The organism is Micromonospora sp. NPDC051227 (genome assembly GCF_044455385.1).
Taxonomy (GTDB): domain Bacteria; phylum Actinomycetota; class Actinomycetes; order Mycobacteriales; family Micromonosporaceae; genus Micromonospora.
Window position 1 is genome coordinate 637410 of sequence record NZ_JBITET010000003.1, and the last position, 19738, is coordinate 657147.

General features: G+C 71.4%; 20 protein-coding genes. 6 read left to right on the plus strand and 14 right to left on the minus strand.

Annotated features, from left to right (window positions below; all coding sequences use genetic code 11):
* Positions 1–13 precede the first annotated feature (13 nt).
* Genes ACIA47_RS10980 through ACIA47_RS10990 form a run of 3 tightly spaced genes read right to left on the minus strand, consistent with a single transcriptional unit; the run spans position 14 to position 3506 of the window.
* The gene (locus tag ACIA47_RS10980) at positions 14–1750 is read right to left on the minus strand and encodes a DUF4153 domain-containing protein (RefSeq protein WP_396707183.1); all 1737 of its coding nucleotides are present in this window, start codon (positions 1748–1750) and stop codon (positions 14–16) included.
* Positions 1747–2829: an ATP-binding protein gene (locus tag ACIA47_RS10985; RefSeq protein ID WP_396707185.1), complete on the minus strand. Its 1083-nt coding sequence runs from the start codon at positions 2827–2829 to the stop codon at positions 1747–1749. Before ACIA47_RS10985 ends, ACIA47_RS10980 begins: the two co-directional genes overlap by 4 nt.
* Positions 2826–3506, minus strand: coding sequence for a response regulator transcription factor (locus tag ACIA47_RS10990; RefSeq protein ID WP_396707187.1), 681 nt, complete (start codon positions 3504–3506; stop codon positions 2826–2828). The genes ACIA47_RS10985 and ACIA47_RS10990 overlap by 4 nt, the downstream gene beginning before the upstream one ends.
* A gap of 183 nt (positions 3507–3689) precedes the next feature.
* On the opposite strand from ACIA47_RS10990, the gene ACIA47_RS10995 reads away from it, so the two are divergent.
* Entirely contained in the window at positions 3690–4241 is a 552-nt protein-coding gene (locus ACIA47_RS10995; RefSeq protein ID WP_396707189.1) for a Uma2 family endonuclease, read from the plus strand.
* A gap of 100 nt (positions 4242–4341) precedes the next feature.
* Here the strand turns inward: ACIA47_RS10995 and ACIA47_RS11000 are convergent, their stop codons facing one another.
* The 5 genes from ACIA47_RS11000 to ACIA47_RS11020 form a co-directional block, all read right to left on the minus strand.
* Positions 4342–5004, minus strand: coding sequence for a DUF5701 family protein (locus ACIA47_RS11000; RefSeq protein ID WP_396707191.1), 663 nt, complete (start codon positions 5002–5004; stop codon positions 4342–4344).
* A gap of 66 nt (positions 5005–5070) precedes the next feature.
* On the minus strand, positions 5071–5832 hold the full coding sequence (locus tag ACIA47_RS11005) for a LytTR family DNA-binding domain-containing protein (protein ID WP_203119086.1): 762 nt from the start codon (positions 5830–5832) through the stop codon (positions 5071–5073).
* A 23-nt stretch (positions 5833–5855) separates the two neighbouring features.
* The gene (locus tag ACIA47_RS11010; RefSeq protein WP_396707193.1) at positions 5856–7082 is read right to left on the minus strand and encodes a sensor histidine kinase; all 1227 of its coding nucleotides are present in this window, start codon (positions 7080–7082) and stop codon (positions 5856–5858) included.
* A gap of 39 nt (positions 7083–7121) precedes the next feature.
* The gene (locus tag ACIA47_RS11015) at positions 7122–8693 is read right to left on the minus strand and encodes a sugar transferase (protein WP_186718385.1); all 1572 of its coding nucleotides are present in this window, start codon (positions 8691–8693) and stop codon (positions 7122–7124) included.
* A 264-nt stretch (positions 8694–8957) separates the two neighbouring features.
* Complete coding sequence (locus ACIA47_RS11020; RefSeq protein WP_396707195.1) at positions 8958–9818, minus strand: Fpg/Nei family DNA glycosylase; 861 nt, start codon at positions 9816–9818, stop codon at positions 8958–8960.
* A gap of 80 nt (positions 9819–9898) precedes the next feature.
* On the opposite strand from ACIA47_RS11020, the gene ACIA47_RS11025 reads away from it, so the two are divergent.
* Positions 9899–11170: a glycosyltransferase gene (locus ACIA47_RS11025; RefSeq protein ID WP_396707197.1), complete on the plus strand. Its 1272-nt coding sequence runs from the start codon at positions 9899–9901 to the stop codon at positions 11168–11170.
* A gap of 148 nt (positions 11171–11318) precedes the next feature.
* On the opposite strand, the gene ACIA47_RS11030 is transcribed toward ACIA47_RS11025, so the two are convergent.
* From ACIA47_RS11030 to ACIA47_RS11050, 5 genes are all read right to left on the minus strand, one after another.
* The gene (locus tag ACIA47_RS11030; protein WP_396707199.1) at positions 11319–12041 is read right to left on the minus strand and encodes a CDP-alcohol phosphatidyltransferase family protein; all 723 of its coding nucleotides are present in this window, start codon (positions 12039–12041) and stop codon (positions 11319–11321) included.
* The gene (locus ACIA47_RS11035; protein ID WP_179781433.1) at positions 12016–13083 is read right to left on the minus strand and encodes an iron-containing alcohol dehydrogenase family protein; all 1068 of its coding nucleotides are present in this window, start codon (positions 13081–13083) and stop codon (positions 12016–12018) included. Before ACIA47_RS11035 ends, ACIA47_RS11030 begins: the two co-directional genes overlap by 26 nt.
* The gene (locus tag ACIA47_RS11040) at positions 13071–13802 is read right to left on the minus strand and encodes a sugar phosphate nucleotidyltransferase (protein ID WP_112583845.1); all 732 of its coding nucleotides are present in this window, start codon (positions 13800–13802) and stop codon (positions 13071–13073) included. Before ACIA47_RS11040 ends, ACIA47_RS11035 begins: the two co-directional genes overlap by 13 nt.
* Positions 13803–13880: 78 nt before the next feature.
* The gene (locus ACIA47_RS11045) at positions 13881–14648 is read right to left on the minus strand and encodes a hypothetical protein (RefSeq protein ID WP_396707202.1); all 768 of its coding nucleotides are present in this window, start codon (positions 14646–14648) and stop codon (positions 13881–13883) included.
* The gene (locus ACIA47_RS11050; RefSeq protein WP_181518408.1) at positions 14645–15097 is read right to left on the minus strand and encodes an NUDIX domain-containing protein; all 453 of its coding nucleotides are present in this window, start codon (positions 15095–15097) and stop codon (positions 14645–14647) included. The genes ACIA47_RS11045 and ACIA47_RS11050 overlap by 4 nt, the downstream gene beginning before the upstream one ends.
* A gap of 109 nt (positions 15098–15206) precedes the next feature.
* Here ACIA47_RS11050 and ACIA47_RS11055 point away from each other — a divergent pair, with 109 nt between their 5' ends.
* The 4 genes from ACIA47_RS11055 (at position 15207) to corA (ending at position 18818) form a co-directional block, all read left to right on the plus strand.
* On the plus strand, positions 15207–15599 hold the full coding sequence (locus ACIA47_RS11055) for a cyclic nucleotide-binding/CBS domain-containing protein (protein WP_091396882.1): 393 nt from the start codon (positions 15207–15209) through the stop codon (positions 15597–15599).
* 84 nt (positions 15600–15683) lie between these two features.
* On the plus strand, positions 15684–16142 hold the full coding sequence (locus ACIA47_RS11060; protein ID WP_396707204.1) for an ester cyclase: 459 nt from the start codon (positions 15684–15686) through the stop codon (positions 16140–16142).
* A gap of 106 nt (positions 16143–16248) precedes the next feature.
* Positions 16249–17343, plus strand: a complete 1095-nt coding sequence (locus tag ACIA47_RS11065) for a PLP-dependent aminotransferase family protein (protein WP_203119034.1) — start codon at positions 16249–16251, stop codon at positions 17341–17343.
* A 320-nt stretch (positions 17344–17663) separates the two neighbouring features.
* Positions 17664–18818 carry a magnesium/cobalt transporter CorA gene (gene corA / locus ACIA47_RS11070; protein ID WP_203119035.1) on the plus strand — a complete coding sequence of 385 codons (1155 nt, stop codon included), beginning with the start codon at positions 17664–17666 and terminating at the stop codon, positions 18816–18818.
* A gap of 85 nt (positions 18819–18903) precedes the next feature.
* On the opposite strand, the gene ACIA47_RS11075 is transcribed toward corA, so the two are convergent.
* Positions 18904–19689, minus strand: a complete 786-nt coding sequence (locus ACIA47_RS11075; RefSeq protein WP_396707209.1) for a hypothetical protein — start codon at positions 19687–19689, stop codon at positions 18904–18906.
* Positions 19690–19738: the final 49 nt, after the last annotated feature.

Genomic DNA, 19738 nt, shown 5'->3' on the forward strand with positions numbered 1-19738 from the left:
CAAGCGTTCACGCTCACCAGCGTTCCAGGTCGAGACAGTAGGTCAGGGTGCCGCTCAGCGGGATCGTGTCGAGTTCGGGTTGGGCCCGCAGCCGGCCGAGGTTCGTCGCCCAGAGGCCGTCCCGGGGCTGCTCGACGGCGATTCGCGTCAGTGCGCAGGTGCGCATCGGTTCGGGCAGTCGGGCCAGCGCTGGCACGGCATCGGCCGACAGCCCGGACACGTAGTCGACGTCCAACCGGCCGGTCTCCAAGTACCTGTCGACGTTCCGGTCGGCGATCAGCCGGTCGGGATTGACAAGTGCCAACCCGAGCAGCGCCAGCACCGCCGTGCCGATCACCAACCGGGGCAGCCACTCGGCCCGCAGCCGCACCACGGCGACCCCGACCAGGAGGAAGAGCAGCCCGAGCCACAGCTCCATGGTCGCCACGACGAGGCGCAGCCGGGTGGCACCGTACGCGTCGGCGTAGACCTGCATCCGGTAGAGCGCCGAGGCGACGATCACCAGACTGAGCGCGGCGAGCGTGCCGAGCAGCACGCGGACCAGCAGCCGGTCCGCCCGGGTGGCCTTCGGCGCGCGGCGGGCGGCGATGGCGATCACCAGCAGGGTGAGCGCGGTGACGGCGAGCAGTTGCCAGAACCCGCCGCGGGCGTACTGGGCGTAGGTGAGACCGGCCGTACGCAGCACGTGCCCCGCCCCGCCGAACAACACCGTCAGCTGGACCACCACGAACACGGCGAACAGGGCGTCGAGCAACACCAGCGGGAGGGTCCATTCCAATCGGTGGGCCGGCCGTGACGACGCAGGTCGCAGGCCCTCCAGGTCGGGTGGGCGGCTGACCAGGTACGCGCCGCCGAGCAGACCACCGCCGATCAGCAACAGGCGGAACGTCCAGCCGATCACGCCGGGTAGCGAGATGTCCGGCAGCAGACCGGCGACCAGTTCGGCGAAGACCGCGTCGGCGGAGGAGAAGAGCACCCCGAACAGCGCCAGCAGGACGGCGGAGATCGCCAGGCTGGTGAGGATGCGTCCGAAGCCGATCCCGGACCCTGTCGGGCGGGTGTCGCGTATTCCGCGTGCCGCCCACGGGAGCGCCCGTACCGTCGCGGCCGGCGGCAGCGTCGCGGCGACCAGCATGCCGAGCGGGCTTCGCGCGCCGGTCACCGCGAGAGTCCCGGTCACCGCGGCCGCGAGCAGGCAGAGGACGAAGAGCCAGCCGGCGGCACGGACCGTGCCGACGGCTGTCAACGCGACCGTCGCGGCGGCCCAGATGGCCTGCTCCGCCCGCCCCGGTGCCCCCGTGGCACCGGGACGGGCGGTGGCCGCCTGGACGGTCGGCTCGGGCGCGGCGGTCGGCCCCGGCGGAGCCGTTGGTGCCGCCTCGCCGGTCGGTGTGACGGGGTTCGCCGCCGGGGACGACATCCCGCAACGGAGGACGCTGGCGGTGACGAGGGCGGCGGTGACGGCCAGCGCGGCCACCAGCCAGCCGAGGCCGGGACGAACCGTCGTCAGGGTCGAGGCGCCGACGACCGCCGCAGCCGTCAGCGCCCCCAGCACCTGCGGACGGGCAGGGCCGGACGGCCCCGGCCAGCGGCGTTGGATCACCGACGGGGGCCTGGGCAGGGCTGGTGCGACCGGCCACGCCTGAGGTCGACCGGCGACTGGTGTTGCAGCCGGGCCGAGGGTCGGGGCGACCTGCGCCGGCCCGGTCGGTCCGGTGGCCGGGAGGGGGGTGCTGCCGGGGCTGGTCATGCGGCCTCTTCTCGGTATGGCCCGTGGCACGGGATGGTGACCTGAATGCGGCAGCCGGGCCGGTCACCCCGGTCTGGTCCGGCGGGGTCGAGGACACCGATCCGACCGCCGTGTAGTTCGACGACCCACCGGGCGATGGCCAGGCCGAGCCCGGTCCCGCCGCCCGCCGCCCGGTCGCCGCGGGTGAACCGCTCGAACACCCGGGAACGCTCGGCCGGCGGAATGCCCTGGCCCTCGTCGCTCACCTCGAAGCGGAGCTGGTCGCCGTGTTCCTCGGCGCACACCCGCACCGTGCCGCCGGGTGGGCTGTGTCGGGCCGCGTTGTCGAGCAGGTTCGCGAAGACCTGGTGCAGCCGCCACGGGTCCGCGTGGACCGTCAGCGGTGTCGGCAGGTCACGGAGCTGGAAGCGCACGTCCAGACCGGCGCCGGACGCGCTGGCCGTGGCGTGCTCCACCGCCTCGTCGAGGAAGTCCCCCACGTCGATGCGTACGCGCCGCAGCGGCACCACCCCGGCGTCGAGTCGGGACAGGTCGAGCAGGTCGGCGACGAGGTGGCCGAGCCGTTCGGTCTGGGCCAACGCCGAACGCAGCGCCGCGGGTTCGGGGTCGGCGACCCCGTCCACCATGTTCTCCAGCACGCCCTGCAACGCGGTGATCGGCGTACGCAGCTCGTGCGAGACATTGGCGATCAGCTCGCGTCGACGCTGGTCGGCGGCGTGCAGATCCTCGGCCATCTTGTTGAACGCCTGGGCCAGCTCGCCGACCTCGTCGCGGGAGGTGGCGCGCACCCGACGTGTGTAGTCGCCGCGGGCCATCGCGCCGGCGGCCGCCGTCATGTCCCGCAACGGCGAGGTCATGCCGTGGGCGAGCACCTGCGAGGTGAGCAGGGCGACGGCGATGGCGGTGGCCGAGGTGATCGGCGGCGGCCAGCCGATGCCGTACGAGAAGTAGGCCAGGCCGGCCGCACCGGAGGCGACCAGCAGCACACCCAGCTTCAGCTTGATCGAGCGCACCGGGTCCAGCGGTCGGGGCAGCAGCTCCAGCACCCGGTCCAGCCGGGTGAGCAGGGTCGCCGTCATGACGGCAGCTCCAGCGCGTAGCCGACCCCGTGCACAGTGCGGATGAGGTCGGCACCCAGCTTGCGGCGCAGAGCCTTGATGTGGCTGTCCACGGTGCGGGTGCCGTTCCCGTCGCCCCACCCCCAGACCTCGGCGAGCAGCCGTTCCCGGGGGAGCACCGTGCGGGGCCGCCCCGCGAGGTGGACCAGCAGGTCGAACTCGGTCGGGGTGAGGTGCACGTCCGCCCCGGCCCGGCGGACCCGTCGCTCGGCCTCGTTGATCTCGATGTCGCCGAGGCGGATGGCGGGGGGCGCGGGAGTGGCGGCGGCCCGCTCCATCCGTCGCAGCAGGACATGCACCCGGGCGGTGAGTTCCCGCATCGAAAACGGCTTGGTGAGGTAGTCGTCCGCGCCGACCGCCAGCCCCACGAGCAGGTCGGTCTCGTCGTCCCGGGCGGTGAGCATCAGCACCGGCACCGGTCGGTCGGCCTGGATCCGGCGGCACACCTCCAGGCCGTCGAAGCCCGGCAGCATCACGTCGAGGACGACGAGATCCGGCTGTCCGGCGTGGAACTGGGCGACCGCGCTGGGCCCGTCCGCCGCGATCTCCACCGTGAAACCCTCGGCCCGTAGTCGGGCGGCGATGGACTCTGCGATGGTCCGTTCGTCCTCGACCACCAGTACCCGGCGTGCGTTCATGGGTCCTGACTGTAGGGAGCGGCCGTGGAGATCAGTGGTTTGCGTTGTGAACAACCTGTGGAGAACCGATCACGGCTGTGGATAACTCGTGGATCATGCCGCCTGGCGTGTGGGAACTCCGGATGCTCGTTGTGGACAACCGACTGAGCTGTCAGGGTGGTCCGGTAGAGAGGAGGTGTGACGGTGACCAACCCTGCCCGGCCCGGCTGGGGTGACGCCTGGACGGTCGACGACCTCCAGAGCCTCCCCGAGGACGACCAGGTCTACGAGATCTTCGACGGGAGCCTGCTCGTGTCCCCCCATGCGGACGTCTTTCGCGGCGCGGTCGCCAATCGCCTCCGCCGGATCCTCGACCGGCAGGCCCCCGCCGGTGTGCTCGTTGGTCAGGACATCGGGGTCAGTGCGAAACGCTCGTCGTACTTCGTGCCTGATCTCTTCGTCGCCAGCGAGAGCGCACTGGCCAGCGGCGGTGCGGCGCTCGACCCGGCCGACGTTCGCCTCGTCGTCGAGGTGATCTCGCCGAGCAATGCCGGCCGTGATCTGGTGCTCAAACGTCACGAGTACGCGGCCGTCGGCGTCCCGCTCTACTGGCTGGTGGAGCCCCGCAAGCAGACCCTTACCGTGCTGGTGAGTGGCGCGGGCGGTTACCGCGAGCAGGCCGTTCTGGCGGTTGGCGAGGTCTACCGCACCGAGCAGCCGTTCCCCCTAGCCCTGAAGTTGGCCGACATCTTCTGACCCGGGGCTTGATCCACTCGAGGTGCTGAAAGTCGGGCCATCCGGGCCGGTGGGATGGCCGGACTTTCAGGAACCCGTGTCGATCATCGACGGGCTGCGGTCAATCCAGGCCGATGCGCTCCGGTCGGGCCGAGGCGGAGCCGAGCCAGGTGTGCGGGTTGCCGTACCAGCACCAGCCCAGCTTGGGTGCGCCCTGGCTGATCCACAGCGCCGGCACCCGCTTGTCCCCGCAGCGGGAGCCGACCAGCGAGAAGCACCGGTTGCTCGCCAACGCGGCCGGGTGCAGCGTGATGAAGGCGAGCCCCTCGTCGATGCTCAGCGGCAACCGGCCCTGAGCGGTGATCCCCTCCATGGCCGTGGCGGGTGCCAAATTGCGGAACTCCTCACCCCGGTCGACGTCGAAGAGCAGGTACGCCGGCCCGGCCGGCACCTCCAGCTCCTTGATCGGGTCGAAACGGGGCAGGTCGTCCTCGGCGTAGTTCCGGTCGATGACGCCGGGCTTGCGCTTGCCGGCCAGGGTGGTCAGCCCCACCCGTTCCGGCACACCGATCAGGTCCCGGGTGATGACCAGCAGGAAGGGCACCCGGGCATCGGTGGGGGCGGGCAGCCCGGGGGTGCCCTCGACCGCCCTGGCCCGCAGTGGCGCGACCAGGTTGCGGAAGGCGCTCTCGGTGAGCCCGGCGAGGGCGGGGTAGCCGAGCTGCACCAGTCGGTCGAGTTGGCTGTCGAACTCGGATTCGGCGTCGAACGGGGTCTCGGTCACGGCAAGCCTCCCGGAAGTCGTACGGACTAGCGTACAACGTACGGTAGGGCTGCTTCCATTCCCGGGTCAGCGATTCCAATCCTGCTTCGCGGCCCTGACCAGCTTGTCCTTCAGCTCCCGGGTGTGCCGCCGGCTCACCGGCAGCTCGGTTGAGTCGATCACCACCACGTAGCCGGAGTTGACCAGCCGCAACTCCGCGATCAACTTCAACTGCACCAGGTACGACCGGTGCACCCTGACGAAACCGGCATCGGCCCAGCGTTCCGCCAGCGTGGCCAGCGAGACCCGCACCAGGTGCGACCCCTCCGCGGTGTGCAACCGGGCGTAGTCGCCCTGCGCCTCCACCCACCGCACCGCCGACCGGGGCAGCATCCGGGTGGTGCCGGCCAACTCGATGGGGATGGTCGGGTCCTCCTCCGCGCGGGCCAACGCCGACGGGTGTGACGGCACCACCCGCGAGCCGATCACCCGGCGCAGCGACTCGGCCAGCCGATCGGCGCGCACCGGTTTCCGCACGTAGTCGGTGGCGCCCAGATCGAAGGCGTCCACCGCGCCGTCGTCGTACGCGGTGACGAACACGATCGCCGGTGGCCGGGCGAAGCGGCGCAACACCCGGGCCAACTCCATGCCGTCCAGGCCGGGCATCCGGATGTCCAGGAAGACCACGTCCACGTCGCCGTCGCGCAACAGCCGCAGCGCCTCGGTGGCATCGCCGGCCGTGTGCAGCCGGGCCACCCGGGGGTCGGCCCGGAGGTGGTACGCCAGCTCGTCCAGCGCGGGCGGCTCGTCGTCCACCGCGAGGACGCGCAGGAAACCGGACGCGTTCACCGCACCCGTCGCGGCCCGCTCGCTCACGACCCTGCCCGCACGCCGGGGTGGAACTTCGGCACCCGCATGCTCACCTTCGTGCCCGAGCCCAACCCGGTCTCCACGACCAGGCCGAACCGGTCCCCGAAGACCGAGCGCAACCGCTCGTCGACGTTGGAGAGGCCGACGTGCTGGCCCGTGTCGTCGCCCGGGTCGCCGGTGCCGCGGGCCAGCTCGGCGATGCCGGCGGTCAGCGTGGTCGGATCCATTCCCACTCCGTCGTCCTCCACCGTGATGTGGCATTCGGCTCCCGCGTCCCGGGCCTCGATGCTCACCATGCCCGTGCCCGGCTTGCGGGACAACCCGTGGCGAACCGCGTTCTCCACCAACGGCTGGAGGCAGAGGAACGGCAGCGTCACCGGCAGCACCTCCGGGGCGATCTGCAAGCGCACCTGCAACCGGTCGCCGAACCGGGCCCGCTCGATGGTCAGGTAGCGGTCGATCGACCGCAGCTCCTCGGCCAGCGTGGTGAACTCCCCGTGCGCCCGGAACGAGTACCGGGTGAACTCCGCGAACTCCAGGATCAGCTCCCGGGCCCGCTCCGGGTCGGTGCGTACGAACGAGCCGATCGCGGTCAGCGCGTTGTAGATGAAGTGCGGGCTGATCTGCGCCCGCAACGCCCGGATTTCGGCGCGGGCCAGCCGCTCCCGCGACGAGTCCAGCTCGGCCAGTGCGAGCTGGTTGCCGGCCCAGTGCGCCGTCTCCAGGGTGGCCTGCACCAACCCTGGAGGCGGCGGGCTGTCGGCGACCGCCACCAGCGCGCCCACCACCCGACCGTCCGCCCCCAGCAACGGTGCGACCACCGCTCCCCGGATCGGGCAGTCGACCCGGTCGCAGTGCAGCTCCTGCTCACCCAGCACCGTCGAGCGGCCGGAGTCCACCGTCCGCCGGGCCGCCGCGAGCAGTTGCTCCCCGTGGTGCGTGCCGCGCCCGTCGAGGGCCAGCAGCCGGTCGGCGTCGGTGAGCGCCAGCCCGACCGCGCCCACCAGCGCCCGCAGATGGCGTACGGCCTTCGTCGCGCCCGCCTCGCTCAACCCCGCGCGCAGCGGTTCGGCGGCCAGGCCGGCGGTGTGCAGCACCTCGTAGGTGGCCCGCTGGGTGGCGGTGGCGATGCCACGGCGGGCCCGCAGCCGCAGCACCGCCAGCAGGGCTGCGGTCAGCGCGGTGACGAGTGAGACGACGCCGACCACGGCGGAAAGGTTGGCAGCCACGCAGCGATCCTCGCCCCTGCGAGCCGGCGCGCCAACCTTCTAGTACGCGCCCTTGCGGGCGAGCACCACCCCGACCGTGCGCCACAGGATGCTCAGGTCGTACGCGAGCGACCAGTTGTCGACGTAGTAGAGGTCCAGTCGGACCGACTCGTCCCAGGACAGGTCGGAGCGGCCGGAGACCTGCCACAGCCCGGTCATTCCGGGGCGGACCAGCAGTCGGCGCCGCACGTCACCCAGGAAGTCACCGTCGTCGGCCGGTAGCGGGCGGGGCCCGACCAGCGACATCTCGCCCCAGAGCACGTTGATCAGCTGCGGCAGCTCGTCCAGCGAGGTGGCCCGCAGGAAACGACCGACCGGGAAGACCCGGGGGTCCTCCTTCATCTTGAACAGCATGCCGTCGGTCTCGTTGCGGTCGACCAGGCTGGCCAGCCGGTCCTCGGCGTTGACGTACATGGTGCGGAACTTCCACACCCGGAACGTGCGCCCCTCGTGCCCCACCCGGGGCTGGCGGAAGAAGACCGGCCCGGGGTCGGAGATCCGGATCGCCACGGCGATGGCCAGGAAGAGCGGGATCAGCAGCAGCAGGCCGAGACCGGCGGCGACCCGGTCCATCAGGTTCTTGGCCAGCAGCGCCGGCCCGGAGAGGGTCGGCTCCTCGACGTGCAGCAGCGGCAGACCCTCGATCGGCCGGATGTGCACCCGAGGGCCGGCGATGTCGGTGAGCTGCGGCGCGACCACCAGGTCGACGCCGGAGCCCTCCAGTTGCCAGGCCAGCCGGCGCAACTCGCCCGGCTCCGCGCTGGCCGACCCGCAGACGGCGATCGTGTCCCCACCGACCTCACGGACCAGGGCCAAGACGTCGCGTCCGGCGTACACCGGAACCGGGGTCGGCATGCCCCGCGCAGCCGCGTACCCGTCGGTGATGTGGATGGCGACGGGCATCAGCCCGGCGGCCGGGCTGCGGGTGACCGCCGCGTAGACCTCCAGGCACTCGGGCAGGGTGCCGACCAGCACCATCCGGTGCGCGGCCTGGCCGGCCCGCCGCCGGATGTAGTGCAACGCCCAGCGGGCCACAAAACGACCCCAGAGGATCAGCAGCGTCGCACCGACCAGCGCCGTGCCCACGGTGAACCGGGAGAGCTGGGTCACGGTGGAGAAGGCGAGGAACGAGACACTCGCGGCCACGGTCACCGAGGCGCGGATCACCCGCTTGAACTCGTCCGGGCCGAGCCCCAGATAGCGCCGGTCGTACGCCCGGTTGCTCCAGAGGATGACCACCCAGCCGAGCGGAAGCAGCAGGTAGGAGACGGTGTGGAACCACGTCGGGTCCTGCTGGGTGCCGGAGAACCCGGAGGCAGCCTGGTCGAAGAGCTGGATCGCGATCCAGCTGGCGAACGCCGCCGCGCCGAAGTCGAGCAGCAGCAGGATCGCGATGTAGGGGCGGTGCCAGCGGGAGACACGGCGTCGCGCCCTCGTCCAAGCCGACCGAGGTACGCCGTTGTGGGACGGCGGCGTCGGCGGCTGGATCTCGAAGCTGTCGACGTGCCGCACGAGTCTGCTCCGGCCTTCGTTGGTTACCGGGCGCTGGAGGCTTGCCGTCACCTCACCCATGTCCTCCCGCATGACACGGGCCGCTCACTCGGCGTGAAGGCCCGGGTCGCCCACCGTCCCAGTCTCCCACGCGGCCTCCGACCGATCGTCGCCCCGAAGGAGATTGGCGACCGACGGTGCTGGCGGGATCTGGCCGGCTCCGCACCATTTCAGAAGCCGGGGACCGGGCCACTATACCGATGGATGCGCGCGTGGCGAGAAGGGCGGACCGGAGCTTCCACTCAGGGAGGGCGAATCCGCTCCGTAGTTCCGAAGTGCAATTACTCACCGTACGAGGCGAGACAACCGACGGTCAGCGAGCGGCTTGCCGCCGGTCTGGCAGGTGGGGCAGTACTGGAGGCTGGAGTCGGCGAACGACACCTCGCGCACGGTGTCACCGCATACCGGGCAGGGCAGCCCGGTGCGCGCGTGCACCTTCAGCCCGGAGCGCTTCTCACTCTTCAGTTCCGCGGCCCGCTGACCGAGGGACCGCTCGACCGCGTCGCCGAGGACCTGTCGGGTGGCGGCGTGCAGGGTGGCGATCTGGGCGTCGGTGAGCCGATCGGTGATCGCGAACGGGGACAGCTTCGCGGCGTGCAGGATCTCGTCGGAGTACGCGTTGCCCACCCCGGACAGCACCGACTGGTCGGTCAGCACCCCCTTGACCTGCCCCCGCCTGCTCCGCAGCCGCTCGGCGAAGGTGGGCAGATCCGCGGCGAGCGCGTCCGGGCCCAGCTTGGCCACCCCGGGGACCGTCGCGAGGTCGGTGACCAGATACGCGGCCAGCTTCTTCTGGGTGCCGGCCTCGGTGAGGTCGAAGCCGGAACCGTCATCCAGGCGTACCCGCACCGCGATCGGGCCCTTACCCGGACGCAGCGGGGTGGTGGCGGGGAACGCCTCCCGGTAGTGCAGCCAGCCCGCTCGCGCCAGATGCACCACCAGGTGCAGGCCGCCCTCGAAGAGGACGTCGAGGAACTTTCCGTGCCGACTGGCGTCGACCACCGCCCGGCCGGCGACCTCGGTCGGCGCCGGCTCGTACGTCTTCAGGGCGCTGATCGCGGCGATCTCCAGCCGATCGACGCGCCGCCCCACCGCGCGCTGACGCAGGTAACCCGCGAGCGCCTCAACCTCCGGTAGTTCGGGCACGACACAACGGTAGCCTTCTTTGCCGTGAGCGTGAGGAATGAGCTCGCGAGTCCCGCAATCGCGAACGAGAGGCGAGCTCCGTGAGAATCGTGGTGGCACACAACCGGTACCGGGAAGCCCAGCCTTCCGGTGAGAACACGATCGTCGACTCGGAGATCGCTCAGCTCACCGCCGCTGGCGTCGAGGTGCTGCCCTTCATTCGCAGTTCGGACGAGATCCCGTCGATGTCGAAGGCGGCGAAGGCGCTGCTGCCGATCTCGCCGATCTGGGCACCGCGCGCCCAGCACGACCTGAGCCGGCTGCTCACCGAGCACCGACCGGACGTTCTGCACCTGCACAACCCGTACCCCCTGATCTCGCCCTGGGTGGTGCGGACCGCGCACCGGCACGGTGTGCCGGTGGTGCAGACGGTGCACAACTACCGGCAGGTCTGCTCGTCGGGGATCTACTTCCGCGACGGCGTGATCTGTCAGGACTGCAAGGGCCGGGCGTTGGGTGTGCCCGCGATCAAGCACCGCTGCTACCGCGACTCGGCGGTGCAGAGCGCGCTGATGGCGACCACCCTGGCCGTGCACCGGGGCACCTGGCGCTCGGTGGATCGATACATCGCGCTCACCTCGGCGATCGCCGATCACCTCCGCGAGTACGGCATTCCGGACGAACGCATCGTGGTGAAGCCGAACTCCGTACCCGATCCGGGTCGGCCGGTGCCGCTGGGTGACGGGTTCCTCTACATGGCCCGGCTCTCCCCGGAGAAGGGCGTCGACCTGCTGCTGGACGCCTGGCGCCGGCACCCGGTGGGTGCGCTGGGCACGCTGCGGATCGCCGGTGACGGCGAGCTGCGCCCACTCGTGGAGGAAGCCGCCGCCGAGCGACCCGACGTGGTCTACCTCGGTCAGCTCGACCGGGCCGGCGTGCAGGCCGCAGTCGAGGCGAGCGCGGTGGTGATCGTCGCCGCGATGTGGCACGACGTGCTGCCCACCGTGATCATCGAGGCGTTGGCGAACGGCCGGCCGGTGCTCGGTACAGCCTTGGGCGGCATTCCGTACCTGGTCGGGGCCGACGCCCCGCACGAGCCCGCCGGCACCGGGCCCGCCGAGATCGCCTCCGCTGTCGCCGGGGGCGGCGGCGGGCCAACCATGCCGGCGGGGATCGGTCTGGGCGAGGCCGGTTGGGTGGTCGCCCCGGAGCCGGCCGCGCTCGCGGCCGCGCTGCCGGTCGCCCGCGCCGGTGCGTCCGGGCTGACCCTGGCCGCCCGCGCCCGCTACGAGCGCATCTTCCACCCGGACGTGGTCACCAAGCAGCTCATCGACATCTACGCGGGCCTGGCCCGAACCCCCAACCACGTCTGAACCCGTTCCGGGCTGCCCCCGCTCCGCGATCTTGCACTTTCTGTCCCGACATAAAGGGCATGCCTATCCATGTCCACAACAAGAACTGCAAGATCGGCGCGGTCTTCATGCTCGGGGCGGCGTTCTGGGGGTGACGGGGTGGGGTTCGTCAGCGTAAGGAGGCGCGGGCCGAGAAGGCGATGCTGGCCAGCAGGAAACCACCGTTGACGATGGTGAAGGCGACCATCACCCAGAGGACCAGTGCGGGGGCCACGGCGAGCACCAGGGCGGCCACGAAGATCACAGCGCCGTAGTCGCGGACCAGCTTTACCAGGCGCACCGGCAGCGAGGTCGAGGTGACCATGCTGGCCGCGTTCGGGCCGGCCTGCATCACCGACGTCACCAGGTTGACCATCCAGGTGCCCGCGAAGACCGCCACCAGCCAGGTCGGGGTCGACGGTTCCTGCGCCACCGCGGTCGCGGCGAGCGCGGCCACCAGGGCGATCTGCGCCGCCACGTCGCAGAGGATGTCGATCCGGGCTCCGGCGGCGCTGCCCTGGCCGGTCACTCGGGCCAACTGCCCGTCCGCGCAGTCCAGGGAGTACGCCACCTGCCAGCCGACCAGGGCGAGCAGACCGACCACCCAGGCCGGTACGTCCCCGGCGGCGACGGGGCCGGCGAGCGCCACAACGGTGACGGAGGTGGCCAGCCCCAGCACCAGGTTGGTGAGGGTCAGCGCGGTCGGGCGCAGCCCGAGCCGCTGGGCGACGAGCGCGAAGACGGCGCCCAGCCACTGGCTGATCGACTCGCTGAACAGGCCGCCGCCCCGGTTCACCCGGTGGAAGTCGGCGACGGTGGGACGGGGGTCAGCCAAGCTGGTCGCGGATTGCACCGGCGTAGTCTGCCAGCCGTTCCCGGGTCTCGGTAGGCGACAGTGCCAGGTGTTCGAGGATGGTGTACCGGTCCGGCCGGGTACGCGGCGCGAACTGCACCGCCTCGATGAACTGGTCGTCGGTGAGCGCCACCTCGGCGGGGAGCCGGGGCAGACCGTGCCGGGCCAGGCAGGCGGACATCTCGCCGAAGCGGCGAAGGTCTCCGCGCAGCCAGGTGCAGAACAGCGCACCCAGCCCGGCCAGCTCGCCGTGCGAGGCGGTGCCGGGGAAAAGCGAGTCGACCGCGTGCATGATCTCGTGGCAGCCACCGCTGCACGGACGGCTGGTGCCGTCGACCGCCATCGCCAGGCCGCTGGAGATCAACGCCTCGGCGAGGACGATCACGAAGGCGTCGTCGCTCATGTCGCCGGGGTGGTTGAGCACCGCCTCGGCGCCCGCTCGCGAGAGCGAGGCGGCCAGCCCGTCGACCGGCTCGCCGCGTACCTGTCGAGACAGTTCCCAGTCGGCCAGCGCGCTGATGTTGCTGATCACGTCGCCGATGCCGGCCCGGTTGTGCCGGTCCGGGCCGCTCTCCACGAAGTCCAGGTCGACGATCACCCCGATCGGGATGTGTACGCCGTAGGAGCCCTTGATCCCGTCGGTGATCAGGCTGGCCACCGGGGAGGCGATCCCGTCGTTGGCGAGGCTGGTCGCCACCGACACCATCGGCAGCCCTCGGCGGGTCGCCGCGTACTTGGCCACGTCGATGGTCTTGCCGCCGCCGATGCCGACCACCGCGTCGTACGACCGGGCGCGGAGTTTGCCGCCCAGGTCGTCGGCGGCGTCCAGCGTCCCGCCGGAGACGGTGAAGACGTCCGCCGAGCGCAGTGACGGTCGGATCAGCTCCGCGATCTGGGCGCCCTGCCCCGGGCCGACCACAACCGCGACGTCACCCCCGGAGGAGATCCGTCCGTCGGCCAGGATCGCGCCCAGGTCGGCGACCGCCCCGCGTCGCACGTCGATGTGCAGCGGGGTGAGGACGCTCCGAGCTAGTAGCGGCACGCGATCTCCCGCGCGCGGGCCAGATCGGCGTGGTTGTCGACCTCGACCCACGGGACGTCACCGATCGGTGCCGCCCGCACCTCCCCGCCCCGGTCGGAGAACTCCTGGTAGCCGTCCTCGTAGTAGAGGTTCGGGTCCCGTCGCCAGGTCGCCTCCAGCGCGTCGGCGAGGGCGTCGGCGACCTGCGGCTCGATCAGCGTGGCGCCGATGTACTCCCCGTACGCCTCGCCCGGGTCCATGATCTTGGTGATGCGGGTGAGTTGACCGGCGGCGTCGAAGGTGGTCTTCATTTCCTCCTCGGCCAGCGGCTTGAGGGTGTCCACGGCGAGCAGGATGCCCGGGCCACGCTCGGCGAGCAGAGTCTTTTCGATGCTCACCGGGTGCACGGTGTCCCCGTTGACCAGCAGCACCCCGCGTGCGAAGTACTCCCGGGCGAGCCAGAGCGAGTAGGCGTTGTTCCACTCCTCGGCCTTGTCGTTGTGCACCAGGGTGAGCGTGACCCCGTACCGCTTCTCCAGGTCGGCCTGCCGCTCGCGGACCGCGTCCGCCGCGTAGCCGACGACGATCACGATGTCGGTGAGCCCGACCTCGGCGAGGTTGCCCAGCGCGATGTCCAGGATCGTCGTCTCGCCGTCCACCGGCACCAACGCCTTGGGCAGGGTGTCGGTGTACGGGCGCAGCCGTCGTCCCGCTCCGGCCGCGAGCACCATTCCGATCATCGCGACATCCTCCCTCGTCCTGCTCCCGTCACCGGTGGAGGATAGCGCCGGCTGGGCGCGCCGCTCCGGCCAACCGGGTCAGCCGGGCAAGGCTGCCAGGTCGGCGAGCATGGTCAGGCGCTCCTCCGCGCTGAGCACGGCGTACGGGCCGGCGGCCCGCCGGTCGGTCTCCAACTCGATGGCGAGCCGTTCGGGACCGGTCGGCAGGGCGGCGATGCTCGACGCGGTGTGCCCGGCGGCACTCCAGGCGGCGGCGTGCGCGTCGGCCCGGTGGTGGCGCAGCGTGCCGAGCCGGTTGAGCAGCAGCACGCCCGACGGGGTGCCGTCCGGCTCGTACGGGGGCGCCAGCGCGGCGAAGGCCGAGCCGCCCCGGCCACCCTCCTCGTCGGCCAGCACCAGGGCGTACGACAGCAGTCGGCCGAGCATGGCCACCAGCCGGGCCACCCGGTCGTCGTGGCCGGCCCACAACTCCTCGGTGACCTCGGCGTGCACCTGGTACAGCTCGGCGAGGAAGGCGGCGCCCCGCTCGGTGGCGGACAGTGCGCCGTCCGGCCCGCGGTAGATCATCCCGTGGGCCACCTGCTTGTCCACCGTCCGACGGCAAGCGACCGGGTCCTGGTAGCGGGTGATCGCCGCGAACCCGGGCCCGTCGACGGTGCCACCGGGTGCGGCCAGCCGGGTGCGCAGGTCGACCAGGAAGCCGGTCGCCGTGATTCCGCCGTAACGCTGGGACAACTCGGCGCCACCACCGTCCCGGCCGGCCAGCATGCCGGCGCGGAAGGTCCGGTCCACGGCCGGCGCGAGCAGCCCGGCGATCCGGTGGGGCGCCAGTTCGACGGTGTTCACAGACCGATCGACCGGAGGACGGCGAAGCCCTCCTCCGCGATCCGCCGGATCAGCCCGTCGTTGACGTCGCGGTGCTCGTCGAGCACTGTCACCTCGTGCTCGGCCAGCCAGCGGTACTCGGTGTGCTTGCCGGCCTCCAGCATCGGGCGGTCGAGGTCACCGTCGACGCGGACCAGGAAGTCGTACTCGGTCCGGGCCAGGCCGTCGTCGCCGACGTAGCTGTACTCGCCCACCTGACCCAGGACGTGGGAGAGGACCCAGCCGGTCTCCTCGGTGATCTCCCGGCGCAGTGCCTCGTCGATGTCCTCGCCCGGCTCCACGTGGCCGCCGACGATGTCCCAACAGTTGGGAAACAGGCGTCGGTGTGGTGAGCGGCGCTGAAAGAAGATGCGGCCGTCATGGTCGACGATCAGCGCGCCGGCGCAGCGCAGGGGCTCGGTGGACACCATCCGACAGTAGCCAGCGTCCGCAGCTTGTGCGATGCCGCTCTTGTCCCGGAAACATCCACCGACCACCATGTCCGTACCGAATGCCACCGTCCCAAAGGGGTGATGTGTGATGCAGGTACGGGATGCGATGTCCAGCCAGGTCCTCGTCGTCGGTCCGGAGCACACGCTCCGCCAGGCGGCCCGGATGATGTCGGCCCGCGGTGTCGGGTCGGCGGTCGTGATCGACCCGGACTCCGAGGGTGTGGGGATCATGACCGAACGCGACGTGTTGAAGGCCATCGGCGCCGGCCTTGACTGCGACGTGGAACGCACCGGCGCCCACCTGACCTGGGACGTGGTCTACGCGGGGCCGGAGTGGACGGTGGCCGAGGCCGCCGCCGCGATGGCCCGGGGCGGATTCCGGCACCTGGTGGTGCTGGACGGCCAGGAGGTGGCCGGCGTGATCTCCGTGCGGGACATCATGCGGGTCTGGTCGGAGAGCCAGGCGGTCGCCACGACCTGACCGGGGGGTGGTGTGCGGGGCCGGATCGATGGGTAGACATCCCTTGCGGGCGCGGAGATGCCGTGGCCCGTGGGGGAGGTCCCGATGCGCGACGCGGAGCGGCTGGTCGAGCAGCAGTACGCCATGCTCCTGCGTCGGGACGTGGCCCGGCTGCCGGATCTCTACGCCCCGGAGGCGTTCTACGCCATGCCGGGCGTGACGGTCCGGCCGATCGAGCTGCCCGCGCTGCTGCGCACCTGGACCGGCGCCTTTCCGGACCTCCGGGTCGACCCGGAGGGCGCGGTCCGCACCGGCGGTGGCGCCGCGGTCGAGCTGCGACTGACCGGCACCCACACCGGCACTCTGCATTCGCCGTACGGCACCGTCGCGCCCACCGGCCGGCTGGTGAGCTGGGAGGTGGCCGACGTGGTCCGGGCCCGCAAGGGTCGGATCACCGCCTGGCGCTCCTACTTCGACTGGAGCCAGCTTCTCGACGCGCTCGGCGTGCAGCTGGAGGGACTTTCCCGGGCCGCGCAGCACGACGCGCTCGCCCTTCCGGTCTGATCTGCCGGCGACCGGTGGAGTGCTGTCACCCGACCCGGTGGCTCAGGATGCGGACATCGCCGTGCCGACCGCGCGTCCCCCGCCGCCGCCCGTACGCTCAACATCCATGACCGCCGAGCAGTTGATCTCCTTTGCCCGTGGGGCTCCCTCGCTGGACATCGTCGATGTCGAGGGGCTCAAGGCCGCCGCCGTCCGCGCCTTCGACGCCGACCCCGCGGGGGTGACGGCGTACGGCACCTCCGTCGGGTACCTACCGCTGCGGAAGTGGATCGCCCAGAAGCACGGGGTCGAGGCCGACCAGGTGCTGGTCACCAACGGCTCGCTCCAGGCCGACGCGTTCCTCTTCGACCACCTGGTCCGCCCCGGCGACGCGGTGGTGGTGGAACGCCCGACATACGACCGGACGCTGCTCAACCTCCAGCGGATGGGCAGTGAGCTGCACGGCATCGCTGTCCAGCCGGATGGCCTGGACACTGCCGAGCTGCGCAAGCTGCTGGAGTCCGGGGTCCGCCCCCGGCTCGCGCACGTCATCCCGAACTACCAGAACCCGGCCGGCATGACGCTGTCGGAGGAGAAGCGCCGGGAGCTGCTCGACCTGGCCGTCGAGTACGAGTTCACGATCTTCGAGGACGACCCGTACGCGGACATCCGCTTCCGTGGCGAGGCGCTGCCGTCGATGCTCTCGCTGGACACCCGCAACGTGGTGGTGCACGCGTCGAGCTTCACCAAGACGGTCTGCCCGGGTGTGCGGGTCGGTTACCTGGTCGGCCCGGCCGACCTGATCGCCTCCATCGCGAAGAACGCGACAAGCCTCTACATCTCCCCCGGGATGGTGTCCCAGGCGATCGTGCACCAGTTCTGCGTCTCCGGTGACATCGACCGCTCGATCGAGACGGTCCGGGCGGCGCTCGGCGAGCGGGCCCAGGTGCTCGCCGAGTCGTTGCGCCGGCACCTGCCGCAGGCGCGGTTCGTGGAGCCCGACGGCGGCTACTTCCTCTGGGTGGAGTTCCCGGAGGACGTGCTGGTCGACCGGCTCGCCCCGGCGGCGGCCGAGCGCGGGGTCGCCGTGGTCAAGGGCAGTGACTTCGTGCTGGACGGCGGGCGGCACGCTCTCCGACTGGCCTTCTCGGCGGTGACCGCCGACCGGATCGACGAGGGTGTCCGGCGGCTCGCCTCGGCCGTCGAGGCCGTCCGCAGCTGAGTCAACTGTCGGGTTCCTGACAGAACGACGATGCCGGCCGTTCCGGGGCTCCCCTCCGGGCGGCCGGCTGGCCCACAATGCTGCGAGCGTCACCCCGCCAGCTGCGGAGTTCACCGCCGGCCTCCGGGCCGGCCCCGCCGGGTTGACGCGGCAGCACAACCTCCCGCCCCCACAGGTGCCGGGTGGGCCGTGTCGTCCCCGCACACCCCCCGATGCGGCCCGGCCCGCCCGGCGCCGCCCCCACGCGACCGCCGTCACACCGGTCCTCGACCGCGATCGGCGTAGCCTGCAAGCCGCAGCTGAGCGCGGGAGGTGACGCGATGACGGATCGGACAGAGCGGGACCGGACGGCACCGTCGACCACCGGTCGGGTGCTGCGGCCTCGGGCGTGGCCCTCCCCGGTCCGGGCGATGACCCGGATCCTCAACGCCGACGGCTCGCCGCCCGTTCCGGCGCCGACGGGCACGGGCACCGGCCGCAGCGCGGTGGTCGACTGCGCGCTCTACGTCGACGGCAAGCGGCAGCCCGGCGACTGGACCTACGCGGAGGCGTTGGCCGCTGCCCGCCGCGAGGAGCACGGGTTCGTCTGGATCGGTCTGCACCAGCCGGAGCTGGCCGAGATGACCGCCATCGCGGAGACCTACGGCCTGCACGAGCTTGCGGTCGAGGACGCGGTCAAGGCCGAGCAGCGCCCCAAGCTGGAGCGGTTCGGCGACGTCGTCTTCCTGGTGCTGCGCACCGCCCGCTACTGCGAGCACACCGAGCTGACCGAGAACTCCGAGGTGGTGGAGACCGGGCAGGTGATGCTCTTCATCGGCCCGAACTTCGTGATCAGCGTCCGGCACGGGGATGCCTGCCGGCTCGCCCCGATCCGCGCCGACCTGGAGACCAAGCAGGAGTTGCTGCTGCACGGCCCGTGGGCGGTGGCGTACGGGGTGACCGACCGGGTGGTCGACCTCTATCTGGAGGTGGCCGACCAGATCGAGGACGACCTGGACATGCTGGAGGCCGAGGTCTTCGACCGCCACGGCCACGGGCGGATTCAGCGGATCTATCAGATGAAGCGGGAACTGGTGGAGTTCAAGCGGGCGGTGGTGCCGTTGCAACGGCCGCTGATGACGCTGACCTCCCAGGTCAACCGGGACGTGCCCAAGGAGATCCGCAAGTACTTCCGGGACGTGCAGGACCACCTGAGCCGCACCGTGGAGCAGGTGAACTCCTACGACGACCTGCTGAACTCGATCCTCCAGGCGCGGCTGGCCCAGGTCACCGTCGACCAGAACAACGACATGCGCAAGATCGCCGCCTGGGCCGGCATCGCCGCGGTGTGGACCGCCATCGCCGGCATCTACGGGATGAACTTCGACAACATGCCCGAGCTGAAGATGACGTACGGCTATCCCGTCGTTCTGGCCCTCATGCTCGGCGTCTCGCTGGCCCTCTACCGCTGGTTCCGCCGCAACGGCTGGCTCTGATCCTGCGGTAGCGCCACCCGACGCGCGGAAGCGCCGACGAGCGGGGTCAACCCACTCGTCGGCGCCCGATGCGCTGCTGTTGACCTCAGCGGCGGCCGTTGGTGCGGGCCGTGTCCTTGTTCTTGCCCAGCGCCTTGGTGAGGTCGTCGGTCGGCCGACCGGAGACGTCGGTGGCGCCCTCGGCAACCGACGGGACCTTGTCGGTCGGGCGGACGCCGGTCTGCTTGGCCGGGGCGGTGGTGCTGGCGCTGGAGCCGCCGGCCACCGCCGAGCTGCCCGCGCCGGTCATCCCCGCCGCACCGGACATGGCGGATCCGTCGGACCCCCGAGCGGCGGACGGCGTACGCACCTCGATCGAGTCGACCTCGTCGCGCATCGGCTCCAGGGTGCTGCGGGTCGGGTCGTACTCCGCCCACTCCTGCTGCTCCCGGCGGCGACGCAGCGCGACCGCGCCGGCCAGGCCGGCGATGGCACCCGCCGCCAACAGGCCGGTCATCATCGAGCCGCGACGGCGCGGCTGCTTCTTCTTACCGGTGATCCGCATGGTCTTCGACTTGGCCTTCCTGGTCAGCGGCCCTGCCTGCGCGGCGCCGTCACGAGCAGCCGCCGCCAGTGGTGCCAGCGTGGTGAGAGTCGTCCCCCAGCCGGTGGACGCGTGGTCGCGTACCTTCGCGGCCGTCGGTGCGACGTAGCCCCGGGCCACCTGGACCCGCGGACCGACGGTCGCGCCGGCGCCCTTCGCGACGTGATTGGCTGCCAGCATCAGGTGGCTGATGCTCTGGTTCAGCTCGGCCAACGCCTGCTGCCCCTGGGACTTACGCCGCCCGAATCCAAACACGGTCCTACCTCCTGGGAGTTGTTCCTTCGTCATCCTCCACCTTCGGATGCCTCCGCGATGCCAGATCGGGCACATGGGAGGA